Origin of the sequence: Arthrobacter sp. Soil764, assembly GCF_001428075.1 — a bacterium.
Taxonomy (GTDB): Bacteria; Actinomycetota; Actinomycetes; order Actinomycetales; family Micrococcaceae; genus Arthrobacter.
This window is the reverse complement of record NZ_LMSI01000004.1, coordinates 68839-89704: the sequence shown is the minus strand read 5'-3', so window position 1 is coordinate 89704 and position 20866 is coordinate 68839. Positions and strand designations below refer to the sequence as shown.

Genomic DNA, 20866 nt, shown 5'->3' with positions numbered 1-20866 from the left:
GTTGGAGACCAGCATAGGTCCAAACGGGGTGAGCCTACTCCTTGAACAGCCCTGCCAGGTCCTCGGCCGTGATGGCACCACCGGCCAGGGCGTCGCCTTCCATGACGTCCGCGAAGAGCTGCGACTTCCGGGTCTTCAGCGCCATGACCTTCTCCTCGATGGTGTCCTTGGCCACCAGCCGGTACACCATGACATTCCGGGCCTGGCCGATCCGGTGCGTGCGGTCCACGGCCTGCGCCTCGGACGCCGGGTTCCACCAGGGATCAAGCAGGAACACGTAGTCGGCCTCCGTGAGGTTGAGCCCGAAGCCGCCGGCCTTCAGCGAGATCAGGAACACCGGTGCGCTGCCGTTCTTGAATTCGCTGACCACGTCGGCCCGGTTGCGGGTGCTGCCGTCGAGGTAGCAGTACTCGATGTCCTCCTCGTCGAGCCGCTCCCGGACCTTGCCCAGGAATCCGGTGAACTGGCTGAAGATCAGGGCACGGTGCCCCTCGGCCACCAGGTCCTCGAGCTGTTCGAACAGCACGTCCAGCTTGCTGGACCGCACCGCGGACAGGGCCGGATCCACCAGGGACACGTCCAGGCTCAGCTGCCGCAGCAGCGTCAGCGACTGGAAGATGGTGAACCTGTTCTTGTTGACGTCCTCGATCAGCCCCAGGATCTTTTGCCGCTCGCGCTGAAGGTGCGTCTGGTACACCTTCTGGTGCCGCGGGTTCAGCACCACTTCCAGGACCTGCTCCTGCTTGGGCGGCAGGTCCTTGATCACCTGGTCCTTGGTGCGCCGCATCATCAGCGGCCGCACCCGGCGGCGGAGCTTCTCCAGCTGCCCCTTGTCGCCGTTCTTCTCCACCGGCTTCTGGTAGTACTCGGCGAAGCGCTTGGGGCTGGAAAACAGGCCCGGCGCCACGATGGACGTCAGGGCCCAGAATTCCATGAGGTTGTTCTCCAGGGGAGTACCCGTGATGGCCAGCTTGAACGCTGCCGGCAGCTTCCGCGCGCACTGGTACGCCTTGGACTGGTGGTTCTTCACGAACTGCGCCTCATCCAGCACCAGCCCGGACCAGATGCGGGAGGCATAGGACTCGTAATCGATGCGGAACAAGGCGTACGAGGTGATGACGATGTCGGCCCCGCCGAGCGCCGCCGCCACCGCCTGGCCGCTCTTGGCAAAGGTTTCGCCGACCGTCCTGACGGTAAGGCCAGGAGCAAAGCGCGCGGCTTCGGCGGCCCAGTTTCCCACCACGCTGGTGGGCGCCACCACCAGGAAAGGCGCGACGGCGGCGGGCTGGTTTGCGCCGTCCACAACACTGGCGGCGGCAGCACCGTCGTCGGACCTGTCCAGTGCCGCAGCGGCCTCAACAGCCAGCTCCTTCGCCGCACACATCAGCGCCAGTGCCTGCACGGTCTTGCCCAGGCCCATGTCATCGGCCAGGATCCCGCCCAGCCCGTGCTTGTACAGGAAGCTGAGCCAGTTGTAGCCCTCCAGCTGGTAGGGACGCAGCTCTGCGTTGAGCGAAGCGGGCAGCGGCAGCCCGTCCGTGCCGCCCTCTAGGAGGCCACCCACCGCGGACCGCCAGGCCGCAGCCTGTTCGTCCACAATCCCCAGCTGCGCCAGCTCATCCCACAGCCCGGCCTGGAACCGGCTGATCTGCAGCGGTGCATCCTTGTTGTCCTGCAGCGACCTGGCTTCCTCGATCAGTGCCCGCAGCTGGTGCAGCTCCGGCAGGTCCAGGGAGAAGTAGGCGCCGCTGGGCAGCAGCATCTTGGTCTGTCCGGCGGCGAGGGCCGAGAACACGGCGGCGAAGGAAACGGGCTGGCCTTCCAGGGAAATCTGGATGCCCAGGTCGAACCAGTCGCGCTGTTCGGTGGCCTTGGTGGAGATGGACACCACCGGTGCCTCCTCGGCCTCGCGGTAGTCGGCAATGTCGCCCACCGTCTCCACGTCCACGTCCGGGGCTTCGCGCAGCCGGGGGAGCACTTCCTCCGTGAACGCCAGGGTGTCCAGGCCCGTCAGTTCGGCAGAGGCGGTCAGCCGGGGGGTTCCCCAGCCGCCGGTGGCGGACTCGCCCAGGGCCGGCACCACGTCCCACGGGCGGCCGATGCCCTCAAGGATGCGGGATTCCGCGGTGTCGTCGCGGTAGCCGGCATCGCCGGGGTGCCGCCACAACGGCTGCGCGGTGACCAGCTTGCCGGTCTTGTAGTGCCACTCCCAGTGCAGCCGCACCCGGTGGTCCGCCCCGTAGTTGGCCAGCAGCGACAGGGTGGGGACGGCCAGTTCGGGCAGTTCCACGGATTCGTCGCGCGCCGTGACCCGGGCCGTCTGCTTCAGCTTCGGGTAGAAGCCGGTGAGGAACCGGGACTCGTCCCTGGCCGGAATGTGCAGGGTGCTGGCTGCCGTGACGAACGCCAGCAGTTCCTCGCTCAGCCCGTTTTCCAGCGGTGCCAGGGTGATGGTGCCGTTGGGGTCGGGAACACCGGGCAGCGCGGCCTCGCCGGAGGTAAAGAACAGCCCGTGCGCTGGCCTGCCGATGGTGCCCACGGACGCCGGATCAACCTCAGCCCCCTCCACGGTGATGGTGGGCGAAAGCTCCAGGCCGCCGTCGGACGCCTCTTCCTTGGCGGGGGTGCCGGCATCGGCAGCGGGAGCCCCGGCCACCGGAGTGCCGTACCGGCTCAGGGAAAGCCCGACGGCGGCAGGGGCTTCGGCGAGCCGGACCGGTTCGGTGCCGCGCGAGTGGACCAGGGCGAGCCCGATCTTCCGGGCGTCGGACAGCAGGCCCCACAGGTTCTTGCCTGCATAGGAGTTCAGGCTCAGCCACAGGCCCGCTGAGTTGTGCATCCGGCTGGCGGAGGAGGAGTGGCCGGCCAGGAACTCCTGCAGCCATTCCACGTGCGCCTGGTTTGATTCGCGCCGGAAGTTCAGGTAGCTCAGGGTGTTCCAGGAAACGTCGCCGCGGATCCATTTGCCTTTAGCCCCCATGATCACGGGCCGCACCTTGAGCTGCCGCACGCCGCGCACCGGGTCCCGGCGGCCGGTGTAGGAGAAATGCGGCGGCGGTTCCTCCACCTCGAACTGCAGGGCCAGGGGAACCCCGCTGGTGGACGGGGCGGAACCTGGCTGGGAGATCAGCGGGCTGAGGGCCTGCTCCCAGTCGGAGAGTGCCGCCGAGGGGGCGCGGGACACCTGAGTGGAGGTGGACGGTGCCAGCAACTGCACCCGGATGGCCGGGTTGTCCTCGGCCGCGAAGAGCAGGGCCGCCACGTGCTTGCAGTCCTTGCGGACCGGGCAGCTGCACACACCCACCGTGCAGCTCCAGCCGCCGCCCTTCCGGACCAGCTTGGCCGTGGTGGAATACGGTGCCTCGGCGCCGCCCCGGACCTTTCCCAGCATGAGTCCGGTGCCGCCGTCGAACGATATGCCTGAGACCCTGCTGGCCATGGCATACGCCAAGCCCGCCGCCAGCGAGCGGTCATTGATGGCGGGTGTCTGTATTGCCAGTTCCGCACTTTCGTCCGGTTGGGATGGCATGTACGCGCTACTTTCGGCAGGTCACGGCGGGGCCGGGTCCGGTGGGTGGTTATCTGATCCATCTTAGTTCGCTCGGCGGCAGGCCCATGCCGGGTGCCCTCCCAGCTGGCCCCGAAAACTTCGCGCGACGTTCATTTCCTGCCCCATGCTGCCGTGACCAGGCCGCCGTAGCGTGAAACCGTCCGGCGTACCGCCACCCCCAGCAAGGAGTGCCATGACCACCAGCCAGCAGCCCGTTGTCCTGACCAGCAGCAGCATCGACGGCAGGGATGAGGAGGTGGTGGAGGCCAATGTGGCCATCATCGACGCCATGCACAACGCCCTGGTGGGAGCCGAGTACATGTCGCCGGTGGCCGTCCGCAGCTACTTCGTGGATTTTTACCTTTGCCAGGCGCTGGAGGGCGGGTTCGCTCAGTATGCCGTCATGGCCGCAGCCCGGACCGCCACGGACGCGCTGGTCCGCGAGGGCATGGCAGGGATGGGCGCCAGCGCACACCTCGATCTGTTCAACCGCGCCGTGGACGCCTACCACGCACTGACCGCCGAAACGGCTGCTGCCTACCTGGACGGGCCCGTCGGCAGCGGAGCCGTTCCCGACGGCGTCCTCCGGATGGAGGAGCTTGACGGCGAGTTCGAGGAGCTGCTGGAACACGAGAACATCACCGCCCTCAACGCCCGCTGGCTGCGCGGCCAGCCGGACCTGCTGGTGCTGGACGATGAGGAGGTGGGGCCGTACATCCAGCGCCTGGCGGCACTGGCTCCTGACGTGGCCGGCAGGCGGGTGGCCCGCGCCGGCGCCGCTGCTTCCGCGGATCGCGGGAGCGCTGCGAAATAGCCGGAACGTACCGGCGATCCGGAACATTTCCGGCGATTTGGGCGCAGAAAAAGAAAATTCCAGGCGCCCGTAACCTTTCCGCAACCGCAGGCGATGTAGTCCGTGATGGGTCCGCACGGCGGACCCACTCTGATGTGTTGTCTAGGTTTGGAGAAGTTAGATGTCCATGTTCACCGTTCTCGCCACCAGCAAAGTCGCCGCCGGAGTCCTGGCCGCCGGAACCCTGGCCGTAGGAGGAACCGGCGCCGCCGCCGTGTCGGGCGTCCTTCCTACCCAGGCCCAGCAGACCGCCCACGAACTCTTCGGCGCTCCCGCCCCCAAGCTTGCAGCAGAAGCAGCCGCTGACGCCCAGGCCACCCCGGCTCCCACCGCTACCGAAGCCGTGACCGGCGCCCTGCAGACCGCTGACGCCGATGCCGCCGCCAAGGCCTCCGGCTCCGCTTCCGCCGCCGCTGACGACTCCGACGAAAAGGTCACCGCCGACGCAACGGCCTCCGCGGCAGCCAACACCGCTGTTGACGCCGCCGGTCCGGCAGCCCTGGGCCTCTGCACCGCCTACACCCACGGCGGCGTGAACGCGTCCTCCAAGGCGTTCTCCTCGCTGTCGATCGCAGCCCAGGGTGACGCGAACATCGAGAGCTACTGCGCCGACGTCGTGGCCAAGGCCGACGCCGCTGCCAAGGCCAGCACGGAAACCAAGGGTTCGGCTGCCGTTGAGGTTGAAAAGCCTGAGGTTCCGTCCGCTCCCGCCGTTCCTGCCGTCCCGGCGGTCCCGGGCGTCGACGGTGAAACCACCGTTCCTGCCGTTCCTGCCGTTCCCGCCGCGGGCGGCAACACCGTGCACGCGCCGTCGGTTTCCACCCGCTAAAGCACATTGGCTAGTCTGGACTGCGGCCGCCGCTATGGCTGCGGCCGCAGTCCAGGCAGCCGGCCGGGGTCGCACGCCAGTGGACGTGCACCCCTGCCAGGCATGCAACGAGGCAGCTGGAAGACCGCGGGGACTGACAGTCCGCACCGGAAACCGGGACAAGGCGCAGGCCGGATCCCGGGATGGAGGAGCCGCTGGTGCTAGACACTTTGACCCAAGAAGAGATCGACATATTCGACAACGCAGCCGGAACGGATCCGGCCGCGTTGTTCGCCGCTGCCTATCGAACCTTCGCGGGCCCCGTGCAGGGCTACCTCCGGGCACGGGGACTGGATGACCCCGAAGCCGTCACCCAGGATGTCTTCCTGGCCTTCTACCCCAGGATCGGCACCCTCACCGGAGGCCTGGCGGGTGCGAAGTCCCTGATCTTTTCCATCGCGCACGCCCGGATGGTGGACCACTACCGCCGGCTGGAGCGCAGGCCGCAGCTGACACCGTACGAACCCCAGCAGGACGGCCGCACCTCCCCGTCCGCGGAGGATCACGCCGTGGAACTGACCGGCGGAGCCGCGGCGATGCTCGAAGGCCTCAGCGAGGAACACCAGGAGGTCCTGGCCCTGCGCGTCGTGGCGGACCTGTCCATCGACCAGGTGGCCGCCATCATGGGCAAGAGCGCCGGAGCCATCAAGCAGCTCCAGCGCCGCGCCCTGCAGAACCTCAAGGTCCAAACACTCAAAAGAAACCAGGCGAATCATGGGTGACACCGCAGGATCCCGCAACCACGGGGCCATCGACCAGCTCCTGCTGGAGGCAGGCATGGACGACGACGGCCAGCTCCGTCACGTCCTGGCCAACCTGGGTGCCCTGGCAGCAAAGACCCCTGAGCCCTCCGCCGAAGTCGCGGCGTTGATGGCAGGGACGTCCACCGCGGTGTTTCCTGCCGCAGAATCCGCTGCCACCACCGTGCTTCCCGCCGGCCGGCCCGCCGATGAGCTTGCGGCACGCCGCAAGGCCAAGCGCCGCGTCACGCTTACCACGTTATCGCTAGCCGCGTCGCTCGCGGCCGGCGGCGCTGTTGCCGCCGCTTCCGACCAGGGATTCCGCGAATCCTTCAGCCAGCTGAACCACGCCGTCACCTCGTTCGTGACAGGATCCACCATGGCACCCACCAGCCATGACGCTGGGCAGGTTCCCGCGCCCCGGCCCGCGGCGCCGCAGCCGCCGGCAACGAGCGGCCCGGACGCCGTCCCGCCGGTACCTGCCCCGGCTTCGGCACCCGCCGGGGTGGCGCCGTCGAACACTCCTGCCCTGCCGAGCAACACTCCCAGCCATGGTGCCGCCGCCCGGAAACCGGCGGAAGAACATGCCGAACAGTCACTGCCCGCCAATGTTCCGGAGGACGTCAGGAAGGGCTTGGAACAAGGCTCCAAGCTGCCCGTTCCCGTGCCCACGGAAGTCCCGCTTCCCGGCAAGGTGCCGGACGTTCCCCTGAAGTAGCCAGCGGCTGGCAGGCTTAATAGCCCTGGCCGGCCGGCTTGATCATCGCGCCGGACGGATCCGACAGGTACCAGACGCCGCCGACGCCCTGGCCCAGGACGTCTCCGGGCTTGGTGTCCTTGACGTAGTAGTAGAGGGGCATGCCGTTCAAGGTCACCTGCTTCTTCCCGTCAGGGGTGGTGATGGTTCCCAGCTTCCCGGTGACGCCCTCTGCTGCAGGTGACCCCGACGTGGTGGTCAGCGGCGGCCATTGGACCAGGCAGGAGCCGGTGCAGGCGCTGGTGCCGGAGTCCTTGGTGTCCTTGGTGAAGAAGTAGAGGCTCATGCCCTTCGCGTCCACCACAATGTTGCCTGCTGATGAGGATGCTGTTTTGAGGTCGACGGCGGCGCTTGGCTGCATTGCTGACGCGGAGGCTGAAGCGGTGCTGGAGGAGGCAGGCGCGGTGGACGCGCTGCTTGTGGTACCCGGGGCCGGACTGGTGGCCGCCGGGGTTGTGCCGGTGCTGGTGCCGCAGGCGGAGAGGGCTGCCGCGAGGGCCAGGATGGCAAGGCCTGGCCCGACATGGTGTTTCATGGTGTGCTCCTTGGCTGAACTTTCCCGGTTGGTGTATTGCTGATGCTTTGAGCGGGCACCCGGCGTCGAATCACCGGACGCTAACCCCTACGACGCTTCCCGGGAAAGAATGGTTCAAAGGTGCGCTGTGGAGCTGCCGGTTGAACCGTTTCCTGCTTCCGGACGTCGTAACAGCCGGGAGCGCAGGAGGCCGTGGCGTTCCACGCTGTGCGCAGGGCCAGGACGGGAGGAGTGGCATGCCGCTCGACGACGACGTGGTGGAGGCCATCTATCGTGACCACGGGAGCGCCTTGCGGCGGTTCGTGCTCAGCGCCATCAGGGATCCGCAGCTGGCAGAGGACGTGGTGCAGGAAACCGTGCTCCGCGTCTGGCAGCATGCCCCTGACATCAACGGCAGCTTCCGCAGTTATCTGTACCGCACCGCCAGGAACATCATGATCGACAACTACCGCCGGAGCCAGCGCCGCCCGCCCGAGGCGCTGGAGAGCAGCCTGACCGATCCCGTAGAGGTGATGGGCCGCGTTGACGGGATGCTCAACCGGGTCCTGATGGAGGAGGCGCTGCTGCGGCTGAGCAAGGAACACCGGGACGTCCTGGTGGCCCTGCATTACCGCCGGTTCACGGTCAACGAGGCAGCCGTCCAGCTCAACATCCCCAGCGGAACGGTCAAGTCCCGCGCCTTCTACGCGCTGAGGGCACTGCGCACCATCCTCGATGAAATGGGGGTGGAACGGTGAACACCAACCCGCACCACCTGCTGGGGGCATACGTCCTGGGCGGCCTGGATCCTGCCGACCTCACCCTGTTCGAGGCGCACCTCCAGGACTGCGGCGCCTGCCGGAAGGAGCTGGCGGAGCTGGAGAAAATACCCATGCTGTTGGACGCCCTTCCCGTCCCTGACGCCGTGGCGCTCACAGCCGTTCCCGGCGGCAGCGACGCCCCGGACACCAGCGTCCCCGCCCGTCTTTTTGACCAACTGGCCCGCCGGCGCAGGACGTTGCGACGGCGGTGGGCGGCGCTGGCAGGCGCCCTTGCCGCTGCGTGCCTTGCCGTGGGACTGGCCGCCGGCCCCCTGCTCGCCAGGCCGCCCCAGCCGGACGCCACCTACTCGGTAGCGTCCGGAGGAGGGCTGCAGGTCAACATCGACATGGCCCGGAAGACGTGGGGAACCGAGCTTGCGGTGAGCGGTAGCAGCCTGCCCGCGGAAGGGACCCTCTCCCTGTGGGTGCGCGACCGTGCCGGCGGAGAGGACCGGGCCTGCGCCTGGACGGCCACACCCAGCGGAAAGGTCAAGGTGACCGGGGCGACGCCCCTCCAGCTGGGCAGCATCTCCAGCGTGGAACTGCGCGACGGCGCCCAGCGCTCCGTAGCGGTCATTACGGTTCCCTAGGGTTTGAGTGCCCTGAACTCCGCCACCAGGGCCTCGTCCTCACAGGCGCGGGCGAAGGCCTCAATCCGCCGTTCGATCTCGTAGCCCAGCAGCCGGCTGCCGATCCGCTCCATGAGTGGGCGCAGCACGGCCGGGCGGCATGAAAAGGTGTATTTCCAGACTGCCCGGGTGCCGGCGTCGTCCGCGCTGAAACGCCAGCCGCCGCCGAAGGTGGTGAAGAACCACGGCCCGGACACCATGGTCATGCCCACGTTGCGGGGCGGTGCGTAGGAGACGTACTGGCTCACCATGCCCAGGCCAAGCCGCGACCTGGTGCGGGTGCGGACGCCTTTTCCCGGCGCCTGCGCCCCGTCAAGGAAGCCCTGGGCGGAAATGAAGGGGTCCCACTTGAGCCGGAAGTTCCCGGTGGTCTGGGAGAAGGCAAAGGCCGTCTCCGGGTCGATGCGGATCACACGTTCGGCACGTACCTGGGGCATGGTTCAACCTAACCACGCTGCCGCGGGTTACCTGGTCATTTTGGCCAGCCGCGCGCGCATGATCATGTAGGCGCCGTAGCAGATGAGGCCTGCGCCCACCGCAGCCAGGAGCCAGGGCCCCAGCGGCTGGTCGCGAAGCGCCCGCAGACCGCCGTCCAGACCGGTGGAATCCTCCGGGTGTTCCTTGAGTGTGGCGATGGCGATGAGCAGCCCGGCCAGCAGCAGCACTGTTCCCTTGGCAAGATAGCCCGCTACGCCCAGGGCCGTTACCGCTGTCCGGGCCGGGCCGGGGGCAGGCATCCGCAACTGCTTCTCGAACGATTTCTTCGGTCCCCGGATGCCGTACACCACGCCCGTGACTGCCACTGCCACTCCGATCAGGACGAGCAGCGCCACCCCGCCCGGGGCCTCCATCATGGAAATGGTGAAGTCGCTGGCGGCCTTCCGGTTGTCGTCACCCGAGCCGGTGCCCATGGCGAAATGCCACAGGGTCAGGGCCAGGACGGCGTAGACGATCGCCTGCAGCGCGGCCTTGGCCTTGTTCTTGATCTTCTTCTTTGTGGCCTGGTGGTTGAAGTCGAAGATGGCATCGCCTGCCTGCCAGAGCGACAGCGCGGCGCAGGCCGCGAAGCTTCCCCAAAGCAGGAACGGCCCAACTGGCATGGTGGCCAGTTCCGCCACCGCGCCACTGAAATCGGCATGGCCCGTGCCGCCCATGGCAAGGCGGATGGAAATGGCACCCAGCAGCAGGTGCAGGATGCCGCTGGCGGCGAATCCGGACCGGGCAAAGACCTCAAGGACGCGTGAATTGGTGACGTCCTCGGCCTTGTCAACGGCCTGTTTCAGTTCTTCTTTAATTGTTGTTCCTTCGGACAGGCGCGTTGTGCGCTGCTGTGCGTGCCCTTCTTACAGCGCAATCGTCGCACGTCGGACGGGTCCCGCGCAGCGGGGCCGGCGGTGCTTCGAGGAACTGGCACGAAAGCCGCGGTGGTACCGGACGCCGGCGATGGGGAGGGATCCCCATCGCCGGGTTCCATCAGCTGTGCAACCATAAGCACCAGCGATTGACAGGCATCGCACTCTTTCCCGGGGGAAATCATGACTTTTTACGGCGCAGACGTCAGCCAGTTGCGGGCGTTGGCCAAAGCGGCGGACCAGGCAGCGTCCCTGCTGAGCAGCCGGGCAGGCTCCCTGCACAGCCAGATCCAGTCGGCGCCGTGGAAGGGCCGGGACGGGGAACGCTTCCGCCAGGAGTGGAGCGCCAGCCACCGGCCCAGCCTGGACAAAGTGGTGGCCAGCCTGCGGGAGAACTCAAAAATCCTGCTGAAGCACGCCGACGAACAGGAAAAGGCGTCCACTGCCGGTTCCGGCGCTTCCGGCAGCAGCACCTGGGACCGGCTGACCTCGCTGGCCGGCCAGGCCAGGGAGTGGTTCGCGGAAAAAGCCGAAGCAGCCAGGGCAGCCGCCGAACACCGCCGGGAGCTGGAGTCCGGGTTGGACCGTATGCTTAGCGCTACCCCGGAAGAGCAGGCAAAATGGTGGGCCGGCCTGTCCGATGCCGACCGGGAATACCTGATTGAAGGCGAAGGCAGCGACGGCCCGTTCGCCGAGGACCTGATGCGCATGGATGGCGGCATTCCCGCGGCCGCGCAGCAACTGGCCAAGCAGCACCTGCAGGAACTGGCCAGGGCTGACATTCCGGTTTATTCGGAGACGGGCAAGGCCTCCATCGAGGCGCGGGTGGCCTGGGTCCACGGCGGCGCCGAGGTGGGGACCGAAGTGGTGGAGAACGCCGACGGCTCCGCGACCATGAAGGTGTACGGAAACATGGGCCTGGGCGTCAACGACACCACCGGAACGGCGGGGGCCACGCTGACGGGCGAGGTCTCCCGTGAGTACACATTCGCCAGCGTGGAGGAAGCCATGGCAGCGCGCAAACAGATGTACCGCGACCTTCCGCCGGACAGCATCGGCGAGATCAAGGACGTGGCCGGCAACCCGCCCGGGTACATCCTGGACACCATCAACGATGCCGCGAAGGACAACGGCGCCACCGGGCAGGCGGACAAAGCCAAGGGAACGTTCTCGCTCGATGCCTCGGCCGAGTCCGGGACAGCATCCGGCGGGGCCAAGCTTGACCTTGCCTACGAGCGGAACCTCACGGACGGTACCTCCACAGCCAGCGGCGAGGTCTCGGCGCAGGGCAAGCTCAACCTGGACGGCCGAGTGTTCGAAGCCTCCGGCAAGGGCGGTCTGCAGGTCAACCTGGACAAGGGCAACAACATCGATTCCGTCTCCGTATCCATGGACGGCTCCGTGGCCCAGGGCGTGACCTCGGGGGTGAAATCTGAGGCCGCCAAGTTCGATTCCACCGTAACGGCCGGAACCCAGGGCACCGTGAAAATCGACGTGGACTACTCACCGGAAAACCGGCCCGTCATCGACAGCTACCTGCGCAATGTTGCCCTGGGCAATGAGGCCGGCGCTGCCCGCGATGCGGCCCGGCTGTACGAGGCCGGCTCCGCCACCATCCAGGTCAACTCCGTGATGACCGCAACGAACGAGGCAGGGTTCGACGTCAAGGTGGGTGAGGTGGAGGTCAAGACTGAGAACCAGGCCACCACCAATGTGTCCACGTACTATAAAGTCCCCAACGACACCAAGCTCGAGAGGCTCTGAAACCCATGTCAGTGCACATCGAATCCCCGCTGGGCTTCACTGCAGACTTCCCCGAGCACACCCAGGTCCTGGATGACTCCACGGCCGGGCCCAACAGCGAGCAGTACGGCCTGCTGGGCGGGGTCCTGGTGACCGTGATCAAGGACGACACGTCCGTGCAGGATGCGCCGCAGGCCAATGGCTGGGCCCACCTGATGTCAGGCTTCTACCTCGAGGAACGCGGCGGCACCCTCCTGGCGGAGGGTGAGCTGAACCTGCCCGGCAAGGCCGCCTACGCGGTGGTGGTGGGATATGGCGACGACGGTGGTGCAGCCAAGGTGGCAGCCACAGTGGGCGTGTGGGAAAGCGGGCGGTTCATTGGCGTAGTGGTCATCTGGCCCTACCTGGACCCCGAAGCGGAACCCCGGCTGGAGATGCTCAAGGAGATTGTCGCCTCGATCAGCGTGGCCTGACCCCACCGCCCGGCGCCGGTGAGCGGCACCGGTCAGCGGGGCCCATCAGGGGCGGCGGTCAGAGGCGGCGGTAGCAGAGATCGAAGATGAACCGGCCCGCCTCGTGGGCCTTGGCCTCGAAGCTGGTCCGGATCCTGCCCTCGAAGCGGGGAGCCCAGCCGCCCGTTTCGTCCACGCCTTCGTTGGGGCCGGTATGCTCCGTGCTCACCGGTGCACGACCCTCGCGGACGGGGGCGCCGCCTACCACCGATTCGACGCCGGACTGCCACACCTGGGTCAACGGGCTTTCGGGCCCGCGGCGCTCGCCGGTGTGGAGGTTTTCGAAGTCGGGTGAGCCCGCCATGACGTCCCGGACGTGGACCGCATAGTTGGACCAGTCGGTGGCGATCCGGAACAAGCCGCCCGGCTTCAGGGCGCGCGCCGCCAGGCCGGCGAACTCCGGCTGGATGAGGCGCCGCTTATGGTGCCGCGATTTGTGCCAGGGATCGGGGAAAAAGACCCACAGTTCGCTGACCGAGCCTTCGGGCAGCATGGTGGCCAGCACTTCCGGGGCATTTGCCTCCACCACGCGGACGTTGTTCAGGCCCCGGCTGTTGATCTTGATGATGGTGTTGGCCAGTCCCGGGGTGTAGACCTCCACTGCGAGGAAGTTGGTGTCCGGATTTTGTTCGGCCGCATGGCAGATGGCGTCGCCAAGGCCCGAGCCGATCTCGACGATGAGCGGGGCCTCACGGCCGAACTCCGCGGCGGCGTCGAAGGTGTAGTCGGGGTGGACCGAGGTGTTGGCCACGTGCCGTGGCACGTTGACCGCCCACCGTTCGGCGTGCTCGGCCCAGGCGGCCTGCCGCCGGCCCTGCAGCCGGGTGCCGCGGCGCACGAAGCTGACAGGACGGCCGCCGTAGGTGCCGAAGGACGCCTGGGTGCCGGGCGTGACAGGCCTGGGAACATGCGGCTGCTGGGTGTTTTCAGGGGATTCGCTCATCCATTCCAGAATAGCGCCGCGGCGCTGGTCCGGGACCGGAAGGGTCAGAACACCCCCACGTTGTCGAGCGCCGGACCCAGCGCCAGGGCGAAGACCAGGCCGCAGATACAGAGGGCGACCGCTGCCGCCGTCCAGTTGCCAGATCTCCGCGGTGAGAGCTTCAGTGCAGGGATTGCCTGCCGCAGGGAGAGCGACGCGAAGAGAAGAGGCAGGCTGAACAGCACCAGGGGAGTCACCCATTGCCGGCTCGAGGAGCCGTCATCTGAGTACGTCATCAACATGGCGAACATGGAAGCAGGTGCGGTGAGGATCATGCTTGCCGGGGCAAGGATCGCCAGGACCAGGCTGTTTGTTCCTTTGTTCCCGGGCCCATCGTTGTCAGGCAGATTGTTGCCGGGCAGGTTGTTGCCGGGCGCACCCGGGGGCGGTTGGTCACGGTGCCCCTGCAGGGCCGAAGGCGGGCTGGTCCCGGCCGGGGGTGCGCTCCTGGAATCGGTTTGCGGCGGCGCGGGGCGTGAGTCCGGCGGCGGTGTGGTTTCCATGATGCTCCCGTTGGTTGGTGAGGCCCTCTGCCGGGCCGCGGCTGCTTCCAACCTAGGAGGCTGCAGCGGGGCCCCGGAAGGTTCTTCGTCCCGCATGTGGAAAACTTCCCCGTCGTGCCCTCCCACAAGGCCGGCCGCGCTGTCCTGCAAGAATGGGCGCATGACGGACGCAACGAATGCCGAAGCAGAGAAGCGGCGGCGGGGAGCTGCCTCCGGGGACGGGCAGGGACGGTCCCGGACGGGCAGCAGCCTGGTGGAACCAGGCACCCTGGTGGATGCCGAAATCGATGAGCTGCCGCCGGCGGAACCCACCGGGGTGGGCAGCCGCCGCGCCCTTGCCTACCTGGGCGTGTGCCTTGTCCTGATCGGGCTGAACCTGCGCAGCGTCTTTTCCAGCCTTTCCGCAGTCCTCCCGGAGGTCACCTCCCAGGCAGCGCTGCCCGGCTGGTCCGTGGTGGTACTGACCACCGTCCCCGTCACGCTGCTGGGTGTGTTCGCGCCGCTCGCCCCGGTCCTGGCCCGCCGGTTCGGTGCGGAGCGGGTGCTGCTGGGCGCCATGGCGCTGCTGACCGCGGGGCTGCTGCTGCGCCCGGTGGACACCGGTTCCGGCCAGAGTGCCGGCCACCTGCCTGCCCTCCTGGTTGGCACCGCAGCCTGCGGCGCTGCCATCGCACTGTGCAACGTGCTTCTTCCGGGCCTGGTGAAGCGCGATTTCCCGCACCGGCTGGGACTCATGGGCGGCCTCTACACCACCGCCATCTGCGCCTCCGCCGCGCTCGGTGCCGGCTTTACCTACCCGGTCTACACGGCGACGGGGGAGTGGACCAAGGCGCTGTGGGTCTGGGCGGTGCCCGCCGCCGTCGTCCTTCTCCTGTTCCTTCCCGTGGCTGTCCGGCAGGGGACTGTCCGGCACCAGGCGGTCCGGGACGGGGTCAATGTGTGGCGTTCATCGGTTGCCTGGCAGGTAACCATTTTCATGGTGCTGCAGGCCATGATGTCCTTCAGCGGTTTCGCCTGGCTGGCGCCCATCCTTCGCGAGCGGGGTGTTGACGGCGCGGCGGCGGGCCTGATCGTTGCCGTCTGCATCGTGCTCCAGATGCTGGGTTCCCTGTTCGCCCCGGCCCTGGCGGCGCGGTTCGGTGACCAGCGCGCCATCAACACGGTGGTGGCCCTGATGACCGGCAGCGGATTCGTGCTGAGCATCCTGGGCCCGCTGGACCTGATCTGGGTGTGGGCCGGGCTGCTGGGACTGGGGCAGGGAAGCCTCACTGCCTGCGCGCTGACCCTGATCATGCTGCGTACCCGCGACGGGCACACCGCCGCCCACCTTTCCGGGATGATGCAGGGTGTTGGCTACGGGGTGGGCTCCACCGGGACGCTCATGGTGGGCCAGCTGCACCAGGCCACCGGGTCCTTCATTCCCGCCGGAATCCTGTTCATGGTGGTGGGCCTGCTCGCGGCGGTCTTCGGCTACCGGTCCGGCCGGAACCGGTACGTGGGCTAGGCGCCGCTGTGCGGGACTCCACCCTTCCGGCCGCGCACCCCGCCACCGGGATCTTCCGGCCCCCGTATTTCTGGGTAACCCTGGGCACCTGCGCCCTGGTGTTCCTGGCCGCGTTCGAATCCCTTGCCGTGACCACCATCATGCCCCTGGTCAGCCGGGAGCTGAACGGCGCAAGCCTCTACGCCCTGGCCTTCGCGGGGCCGCTGGCCACCGGCGTGATCGGCATGGTGGGGGCCGGGAACTGGTCTGACCGCCGCGGCCCGGCCATGCCGCTGTACACCTCCGTGGCGCTGTTCGTGGCGGGCCTGCTGATCGCGGGCACCTCGGTTTCCATGCCCATGCTGGTGGCCGGCCGGCTGGTCCAGGGGCTTGGCGGCGGCGCCCTCACCGTGGCGCTGTACGTGCTGGTGGCGCGGTTCTTCCCCGGGCCGCTGCACCCGAAAATCTTCGCTGCGTTCTCCGCCGCCTGGGTGATCCCGTCCCTGGTGGGGCCCTTCGCAGCGGGCGTCGTGGCCCAGGTCTTCAGCTGGCACTGGGTGTTCCTGGGCGTGGTGGGCCTGGTCATTCCGGCGCTGGCGATGATCGCGCCGGTACTGCGGGGAGTTAGTGAGCCGGACGGTCTGGAGGCGGCAGGCCGCCCGAAAGGAAAAGTCCCGCCGTGGGCCCTTGGCCGCCTGGGGTGGGCGGCGCTGGCGGCGCTCGCCGTGCTGGGCCTGAACCTTTCCGCGGACGTCCGCATCCCCGCCTTTCCCGCGGCCATGGCACTCGTGGCGTGCGCCGCCGTCGTCCTGGCCCTGGTGGCTGTCCGGCCACTGGTACCCGCCGGAACCCTCACCGCCCGCCGCGGGCTGCCCAGCGTGATCCTGGCGCGGGGGCTGGCGTCGGCATCATTCTTCGGCGCGGAGGTCTACCTGCCGTACCTCCTGATCGACCAGTCCGGGTTCCCGCCCACCCTGGCAGGCCTGACCCTCACCGGTGGTGCCCTGGCCTGGGCCGGTGCCGCCGCAGTCCAGGGCCGGCTGGGCTCAAGGCTGCCGGACCTGCGCGCCGTCCAGGTGGGGTCGCTCATGGTCCTCGCGGCTGTTCTCCTGGCCCTGGCCACCGCGGCGCTGCACTGGCCGGCCGCCGTTGCCCTCGCCGGCTGGGTCCTTGCCGGCGGCGGCATGGGCCTGCTCTACCCGCGCCTGAGCGTGATGACACTGGCGCTGTCCAGCAAGGAGAACGAAGGGTTCAACAGCTCCGCCATGTCCATCTCGGACTCCCTCGGCGGGGCGTTGTCGCTGGCCGCCACAGGGATTGTCTTCGCTGCCTTTACGACGGCGGTCCAGTCCTTCGCGGGCGTCTTCGCCTTCACCGCGGCCATCGGCGTTGCCGCGGCGCTGGTGGCGCCGCGGGTCACCGCCAGGAAGGCCTCAGCGGACTAGGGGCAGGCGGGTGGCGCGCAGGACGACGTCCGCGATGGTCGCTTCCTGCCCGTCCGGCCCGGTGGCCGGCCGCTCCCGGCTGGTGAGGACCTCGATCTGCCACCCGGGCTCGTCAAGCCCCAGCTCACGGACCAGGTCGTCACCGGTGTAGAACATCTCCATGTGGTTGTGGTGGTCGTCGCCCCAGGGCGGCAGCCGGTCCGGGTGGTGCCCCACCACCAGCAGGGTTCCGCCGGGCTTGACGGCTGCGGCGGCCGTGCGCAGCGGGACCCGCCAGTCCAGTTCCTGGGAGTGCAGGAACTGGGAGGTCACCAAATCATAGGAAGTATCCGGTTTCCACTGTGTGAGGTCCGCCTGTTGCCATGCGATCCGGCTGCCGATGTCCCCACTGGAGGCGCGCACGCTTTCCCGGGCCAGCTCCGCCAGCTCGTGGGAGTGCGCCCGTTCCAGGGCAACAGCGGAAACGTCGACGGCGGTCACGGACCAGCCTTGCTGGGCAAGCCAGATGGCGTCGGCGCCTTCGCCGCATCCCAGTTCCAGCGCCTTTCCCGGGCGCAGGCCGCCGGCCTCGCGGACCAGTTGGGGGTTCGGCTTCCCGCTCCAAAGCCGGGCCCTGCTGCTGTACCGTTCGTCCCAAACTGCGGCAGGGTCGATGCCGCCGCCTGCCGCCGCCGGCCCATGGCCGCCGTCGTCCGCGTGGTGTTGGTGCGCCCCACTTCGGTGCCTGTCCTGGCGCTGCCCCGGCTGTTCGCTCATGCCTCAACACTGCCCCGCCATGGCCCCGAAGGCAACGGCCGGGACGGGAGTTGGGCCGCGGGATGCTAGACTGGAGGAACTTGATGTGCAGTGATGCCGCCTGCTCCTGACTGGAGATCCTTTCCAGGGAGTGGGCTTTCTTCATGTGAGAGGCACATCCTGCGTCGATGAACGCGTTCCATTTGGTCCCGGCTGGCTGTCCTATTTACAGCGCCCGGTTTGATCACCTGACTTTTCTTCGGCGAAACCCCTGGTCCAACCGGCATCGGGGGCCGATATCCGCCCGGATACCGCCAGAAAGACCGTAAAAAACTACATGACTACTTTTGCTGCCCTCGGTACTCCCAAGGCCCTTGCAGACACCCTTTCCGCCCAGGGAATCGTTGAACCGTTCCCCATCCAGGTCAAGACCCTTCCGGACACGCTGTCCGGCCGTGACGTCCTGGGCCGCGGCCGGACCGGATCCGGTAAGACCATTGCTTTCGCCATCCCGCTTGTAGCACGACTCGCTGAGCGGGAAGCCAAGTACTTCCGCAAGCCCGGCCGCCCCATGGGCCTGGTCCTGGCACCCACCCGTGAACTGGCAACCCAGATCAACGCCACCATCGAGCCGCTGGCCAAGGCCGCCGGCCTGAACACCACCGTGATCTACGGCGGCATCTCCCAGGCGCGCCAGGAGAAGGCGCTGCGCGCCGGCGTAGACATCGTCATCGCCTGCCCCGGCCGCCTGGAGGACCTGATCCGCCAGCGCATCCTCACCCTCGAGGCCGTGGAGATCACCGTCCTGGACGAGGCCGACCACATGGCCGACCTCGGCTTCCTCCCCGTGGTAAAGAAGCTCATGGACATGACCCCCAGCCAGGGCCAGCGCCTGCTCTTCTCCGCCACCCTGGACAACGGCGTGGACAAGATCGTCCAGCGCTACCTGTCCAACCCGCTCACCCACTCCGTGGACGATCCGCAGGCCGCGGTGACCACCATGGAGCACCACGTGCTGGTGGTCAACGACCAGACCGTCAAGAAGCAGCTGATCGTGGAGCTCGCCTCCGGCGCCGGCCGCCGCGTCCTGTTCATGCGGACCAAACACCACGCCCGCAAACTGGCCAAGACCCTGACCGACGCCGGGATCCCCGCCGTGGACCTCCACGGCAACCTGTCGCAGAACGCCCGTGACCGCAACCTCGCCGAGTTCTCCAACGGTGACGTCCGCGTCCTGGTGGCCACCGACGTCGCCGCCCGCGGTGTGCACGTCGACGACGTCGAACTGGTCATCCACGTTGACCCGCCCACCGAGCACAAGGCGTACCTGCACCGCTCCGGCCGCACCGCCCGTGCCGGTTCGGACGGCACCGTTGTCACCCTGACGCTGCCCGAGCAGCAGGCCGACGTGAAGAAGCTCATGAAGGCTGCCGGTGTTGACGTGAACTTTGAGCGCGTCTCCGCCAACTCCCCGATCGTGGCCGACCTGGTGGGCGAAATCGCCGACAAGGTGGACCCGCGCACCCGCGCCGCACTGATGGCCGCCAAGGCTCCCAGGCAGGGCGGCGGCACCTCCACGGGTGCCAACGCTGAGCGCAAGCGGGCACGCCGCCAGGCTGCACCGTCGGCCGGTGGCCGCGGCGGCCGTGGTGGACGCGGCAAGGTTTCGGCCGAGCCCGTCCGCACCGATGTTCCCCGCGCCGAGCGCCGGGCTGTCGCCTTCGAAGGACGCACGGAAGCCCGCGCAGCCTTCGACCGCAATGCAGAGCAGAACGAGGACCGCGCCGTGGCAGCAGCCGCTGCCCGCCGCAACGCCCGTGGCCGCGGCACCGCTGCCGGCACCCACCGCAACGACGTCCCCGCAGCAGGTGGCCGCTCATCGGCCGGCCGCGGTTCGGACGGACGTGCAGCTGAGGGCCGCGGTGACTCCCGCATCACCCGCAGTGCCGCCCCCCGCGGCGGCACCGGCCGTCCCGCCTCGGGCGGACGCCCGGCCTCCGGCGGCGGCCAGCGCAGTGGACGCCCCGCAACGGGCCAGCGCGCAGCAGCAGGAGTCTCGGGCCAGCGCTCTGCGGGTGCAGGCGCAACCGGCGGCAGCAAGGCCGTCTGGTCCTCCAACACCGGCGGAACCTCCGGCGGCTCCTACGGCTCGGGCAGCGGCGCCTCCGGCAACGGCGGCTCCGGCCGTCCCGCCCGCAGCGGCCCGCGCCGCGCGTCCGCCCCGGCGTCGAACGAACGCCGCAGCCGCTAGTCAATAAGGGGCCCACCCGGCTCCCTCGCCTCGCAAGCTCGGCCAGGGAACCCTGCCGGCGTGGGCCCACCCGGCTCCCAACCCCAACATCGAGTGCTCCGTAGTTGTCGTTTAGACGCGTCATAACGACAACTACGGAGCACTCGATGCGTTTAAACGGCTACCAGCCGCGGGCGCGCCACTCCTCCAGGTGCGGCCGCTCGGCACCCAGGGTGGTGGGCTTGCCGTGGCCGGGATGGACGACGGCGGTGTCCGGGTAGGCATCGAACAGCCGCTCCGTGACGTCGGACAGGAGCTGGTCGAAGCGCGCTGGATCGTTCTGCGTGTTGCCCACCCCGCCCGGGAACAGCGAGTCACCGGAAAAGATGTGCGCAGGCCCTTCCGGGTCCTCGTAGACGAAGGCGATTGAGCCGGGGGTGTGTCCGCGCAGGTGCACCGCGGCCAGCTCAAAGCCGGGCAAGGCTACCTTGTCCCCATGCCCAAGCCGACGGTCCACAGGGACCGGCAGCGCATCCGCGTCGTCCGCGCCTGCTGCCGTCCGCGCCCCCGTGGCTTCCACCAGCTCCTTAAGCGCGCGGACGTGGTCCCAGTGCTGGTGGGTCGTGGCGATCAGCGCCAGGCGCGGAGCCGCCGACGTGTCCGCTGCCCCGTCCGCCAGCAGCTGCCGGATGGCGGGCAGGTCGTCAGCGGCATCGATCAGCAGCTGCGCACCGCTCTCCTTGGCCGTCAGCAGGTACACGTTGTTGTCCATCTCGCTGACGGAAATGCTGCGGATGGTCAGGGCCGGCAGGTCATAGCGAAGAGAGTCCACGGCTACAGGTCCAGCGGCATGGTGGTTGAGTAGACCTGCTTGGACGGCGGCGCGGCCAGGATCTCGTGCAGCCCGCTCTTGCCTTCCGGCGTGCTCCGCCAGGCCGCGTAGTCGTCGTGGTCCTGGGTGGTGGCCCAGGTTTCCACCACCAGGATGTGGCAGGGGTCTGCGTCGTCCACCAGCGCCTCAATGCCCTGGTTGCCGGGCCAGGCGCGGGTGGCCGCAAGCGTTTCGGACAGGTACTTCGCGGCGTCGTCGCGCCGGGCGGGGTCAATCTGTACTTCGAAGTGGACGATGGCAGGCATGAGGCTCCTTCG

20 protein-coding genes are annotated in these 20866 nt (G+C 68.3%); 11 read left to right on the top strand and 9 right to left on the bottom strand.

Going from position 1 to position 20866, the window contains the following annotated elements:
* Positions 1-34: 34 nt before the first annotated feature.
* Positions 35-3529 carry a DEAD/DEAH box helicase gene (locus ASG86_RS04645; RefSeq protein WP_056330941.1) on the bottom strand — a complete coding sequence of 1165 codons (3495 nt, stop codon included), beginning with the start codon at positions 3527-3529 and terminating at the stop codon, positions 35-37.
* A gap of 214 nt (positions 3530-3743) precedes the next feature.
* Between ASG86_RS04645 and ASG86_RS04640 the strand changes: the two genes are divergently transcribed.
* The 4 genes from ASG86_RS04640 to ASG86_RS04625 all read left to right on the top strand — a co-directional run bounded on the left by ASG86_RS04640 (position 3744) and on the right by ASG86_RS04625 (position 6729).
* Positions 3744-4364, top strand: coding sequence for a DMP19 family protein (locus tag ASG86_RS04640; protein ID WP_235565096.1), 621 nt, complete (start codon positions 3744-3746; stop codon positions 4362-4364).
* Between the two features lie 160 nt (positions 4365-4524).
* A complete protein-coding gene (locus ASG86_RS04635) occupies positions 4525-5232 on the top strand; it encodes a hypothetical protein (RefSeq protein ID WP_056330931.1) in 708 nt (235 codons plus the stop codon).
* Between the two features lie 182 nt (positions 5233-5414).
* Complete coding sequence (locus ASG86_RS04630; RefSeq protein WP_082566671.1) at positions 5415-5993, top strand: RNA polymerase sigma factor; 579 nt, start codon at positions 5415-5417, stop codon at positions 5991-5993.
* On the top strand, positions 5986-6729 hold the full coding sequence (locus tag ASG86_RS04625) for a hypothetical protein (RefSeq protein WP_056330930.1): 744 nt from the start codon (positions 5986-5988) through the stop codon (positions 6727-6729). Before ASG86_RS04630 ends, ASG86_RS04625 begins: the two co-directional genes overlap by 8 nt.
* Before the next feature lie 16 nt (positions 6730-6745).
* Here ASG86_RS04625 and ASG86_RS04620 read toward each other — a convergent pair whose 3' ends face one another.
* A complete protein-coding gene (locus ASG86_RS04620) occupies positions 6746-7303 on the bottom strand; it encodes a COG4315 family predicted lipoprotein (RefSeq protein WP_056330929.1) in 558 nt (185 codons plus the stop codon).
* 236 nt (positions 7304-7539) lie between these two features.
* Between ASG86_RS04620 and ASG86_RS04615 the strand changes: the two genes are divergently transcribed.
* On the top strand, positions 7540-8040 hold the full coding sequence (locus tag ASG86_RS04615; RefSeq protein WP_056330928.1) for a sigma-70 family RNA polymerase sigma factor: 501 nt from the start codon (positions 7540-7542) through the stop codon (positions 8038-8040).
* Positions 8037-8693: an anti-sigma factor family protein gene (locus ASG86_RS04610; RefSeq protein ID WP_056330924.1), complete on the top strand. Its 657-nt coding sequence runs from the start codon at positions 8037-8039 to the stop codon at positions 8691-8693. The genes ASG86_RS04615 and ASG86_RS04610 overlap by 4 nt, the downstream gene beginning before the upstream one ends.
* Here the strand turns inward: ASG86_RS04610 and ASG86_RS04605 are convergent.
* Complete coding sequence (locus ASG86_RS04605; protein ID WP_056330921.1) at positions 8690-9169, bottom strand: SRPBCC family protein; 480 nt, start codon at positions 9167-9169, stop codon at positions 8690-8692. The genes ASG86_RS04610 and ASG86_RS04605 overlap by 4 nt on opposite strands.
* Before the next feature lie 27 nt (positions 9170-9196).
* Positions 9197-10015: a DUF1206 domain-containing protein gene (locus ASG86_RS04600; protein ID WP_082566670.1), complete on the bottom strand. Its 819-nt coding sequence runs from the start codon at positions 10013-10015 to the stop codon at positions 9197-9199.
* A gap of 252 nt (positions 10016-10267) precedes the next feature.
* Here ASG86_RS04600 and ASG86_RS04595 point away from each other — a divergent pair, with 252 nt between their 5' ends.
* The gene (locus tag ASG86_RS04595; RefSeq protein ID WP_056330915.1) at positions 10268-11848 is read left to right on the top strand and encodes a hypothetical protein; all 1581 of its coding nucleotides are present in this window, start codon (positions 10268-10270) and stop codon (positions 11846-11848) included.
* A gap of 5 nt (positions 11849-11853) precedes the next feature.
* On the top strand, positions 11854-12300 hold the full coding sequence (locus ASG86_RS04590) for a hypothetical protein (RefSeq protein ID WP_056330913.1): 447 nt from the start codon (positions 11854-11856) through the stop codon (positions 12298-12300).
* 58 nt (positions 12301-12358) lie between these two features.
* Here ASG86_RS04590 and trmB read toward each other — a convergent pair whose 3' ends face one another.
* Both trmB and ASG86_RS04580 read right to left on the bottom strand, forming a co-directional pair.
* Positions 12359-13282 carry a tRNA (guanosine(46)-N7)-methyltransferase TrmB gene (trmB, locus tag ASG86_RS04585; RefSeq protein ID WP_056330911.1) on the bottom strand — a complete coding sequence of 308 codons (924 nt, stop codon included), beginning with the start codon at positions 13280-13282 and terminating at the stop codon, positions 12359-12361.
* A gap of 44 nt (positions 13283-13326) precedes the next feature.
* Positions 13327-13824: a hypothetical protein gene (locus ASG86_RS04580; RefSeq protein ID WP_156386123.1), complete on the bottom strand. Its 498-nt coding sequence runs from the start codon at positions 13822-13824 to the stop codon at positions 13327-13329.
* A gap of 160 nt (positions 13825-13984) precedes the next feature.
* Between ASG86_RS04580 and ASG86_RS04575 the strand changes: the two genes are divergently transcribed.
* On the top strand, positions 13985-15328 hold the full coding sequence (locus ASG86_RS04575; protein ID WP_200946148.1) for an MFS transporter: 1344 nt from the start codon (positions 13985-13987) through the stop codon (positions 15326-15328).
* Positions 15329-15336: 8 nt separating this feature from the next.
* Positions 15337-16752: an MFS transporter gene (locus ASG86_RS04570; protein WP_056330905.1), complete on the top strand. Its 1416-nt coding sequence runs from the start codon at positions 15337-15339 to the stop codon at positions 16750-16752.
* Here the strand turns inward: ASG86_RS04570 and ASG86_RS04565 are convergent.
* Positions 16741-17508, bottom strand: a complete 768-nt coding sequence (locus ASG86_RS04565; protein ID WP_056330902.1) for a class I SAM-dependent methyltransferase — start codon at positions 17506-17508, stop codon at positions 16741-16743. The two genes, ASG86_RS04570 and ASG86_RS04565, sit on opposite strands and share 12 nt — an antisense overlap.
* A gap of 316 nt (positions 17509-17824) precedes the next feature.
* Between ASG86_RS04565 and ASG86_RS04560 the strand changes: the two genes are divergently transcribed.
* Positions 17825-19738, top strand: coding sequence for a DEAD/DEAH box helicase (locus ASG86_RS04560; RefSeq protein WP_056330900.1), 1914 nt, complete (start codon positions 17825-17827; stop codon positions 19736-19738).
* 160 nt (positions 19739-19898) lie between these two features.
* Here the strand turns inward: ASG86_RS04560 and ASG86_RS04555 are convergent, their stop codons facing one another.
* Both ASG86_RS04555 and ASG86_RS04550 read right to left on the bottom strand, forming a co-directional pair.
* The gene (locus ASG86_RS04555; protein ID WP_056330898.1) at positions 19899-20549 is read right to left on the bottom strand and encodes an MBL fold metallo-hydrolase; all 651 of its coding nucleotides are present in this window, start codon (positions 20547-20549) and stop codon (positions 19899-19901) included.
* A gap of 2 nt (positions 20550-20551) precedes the next feature.
* Complete coding sequence (locus tag ASG86_RS04550) at positions 20552-20854, bottom strand: putative quinol monooxygenase (protein WP_056330895.1); 303 nt, start codon at positions 20852-20854, stop codon at positions 20552-20554.
* Positions 20855-20866: the final 12 nt, after the last annotated feature.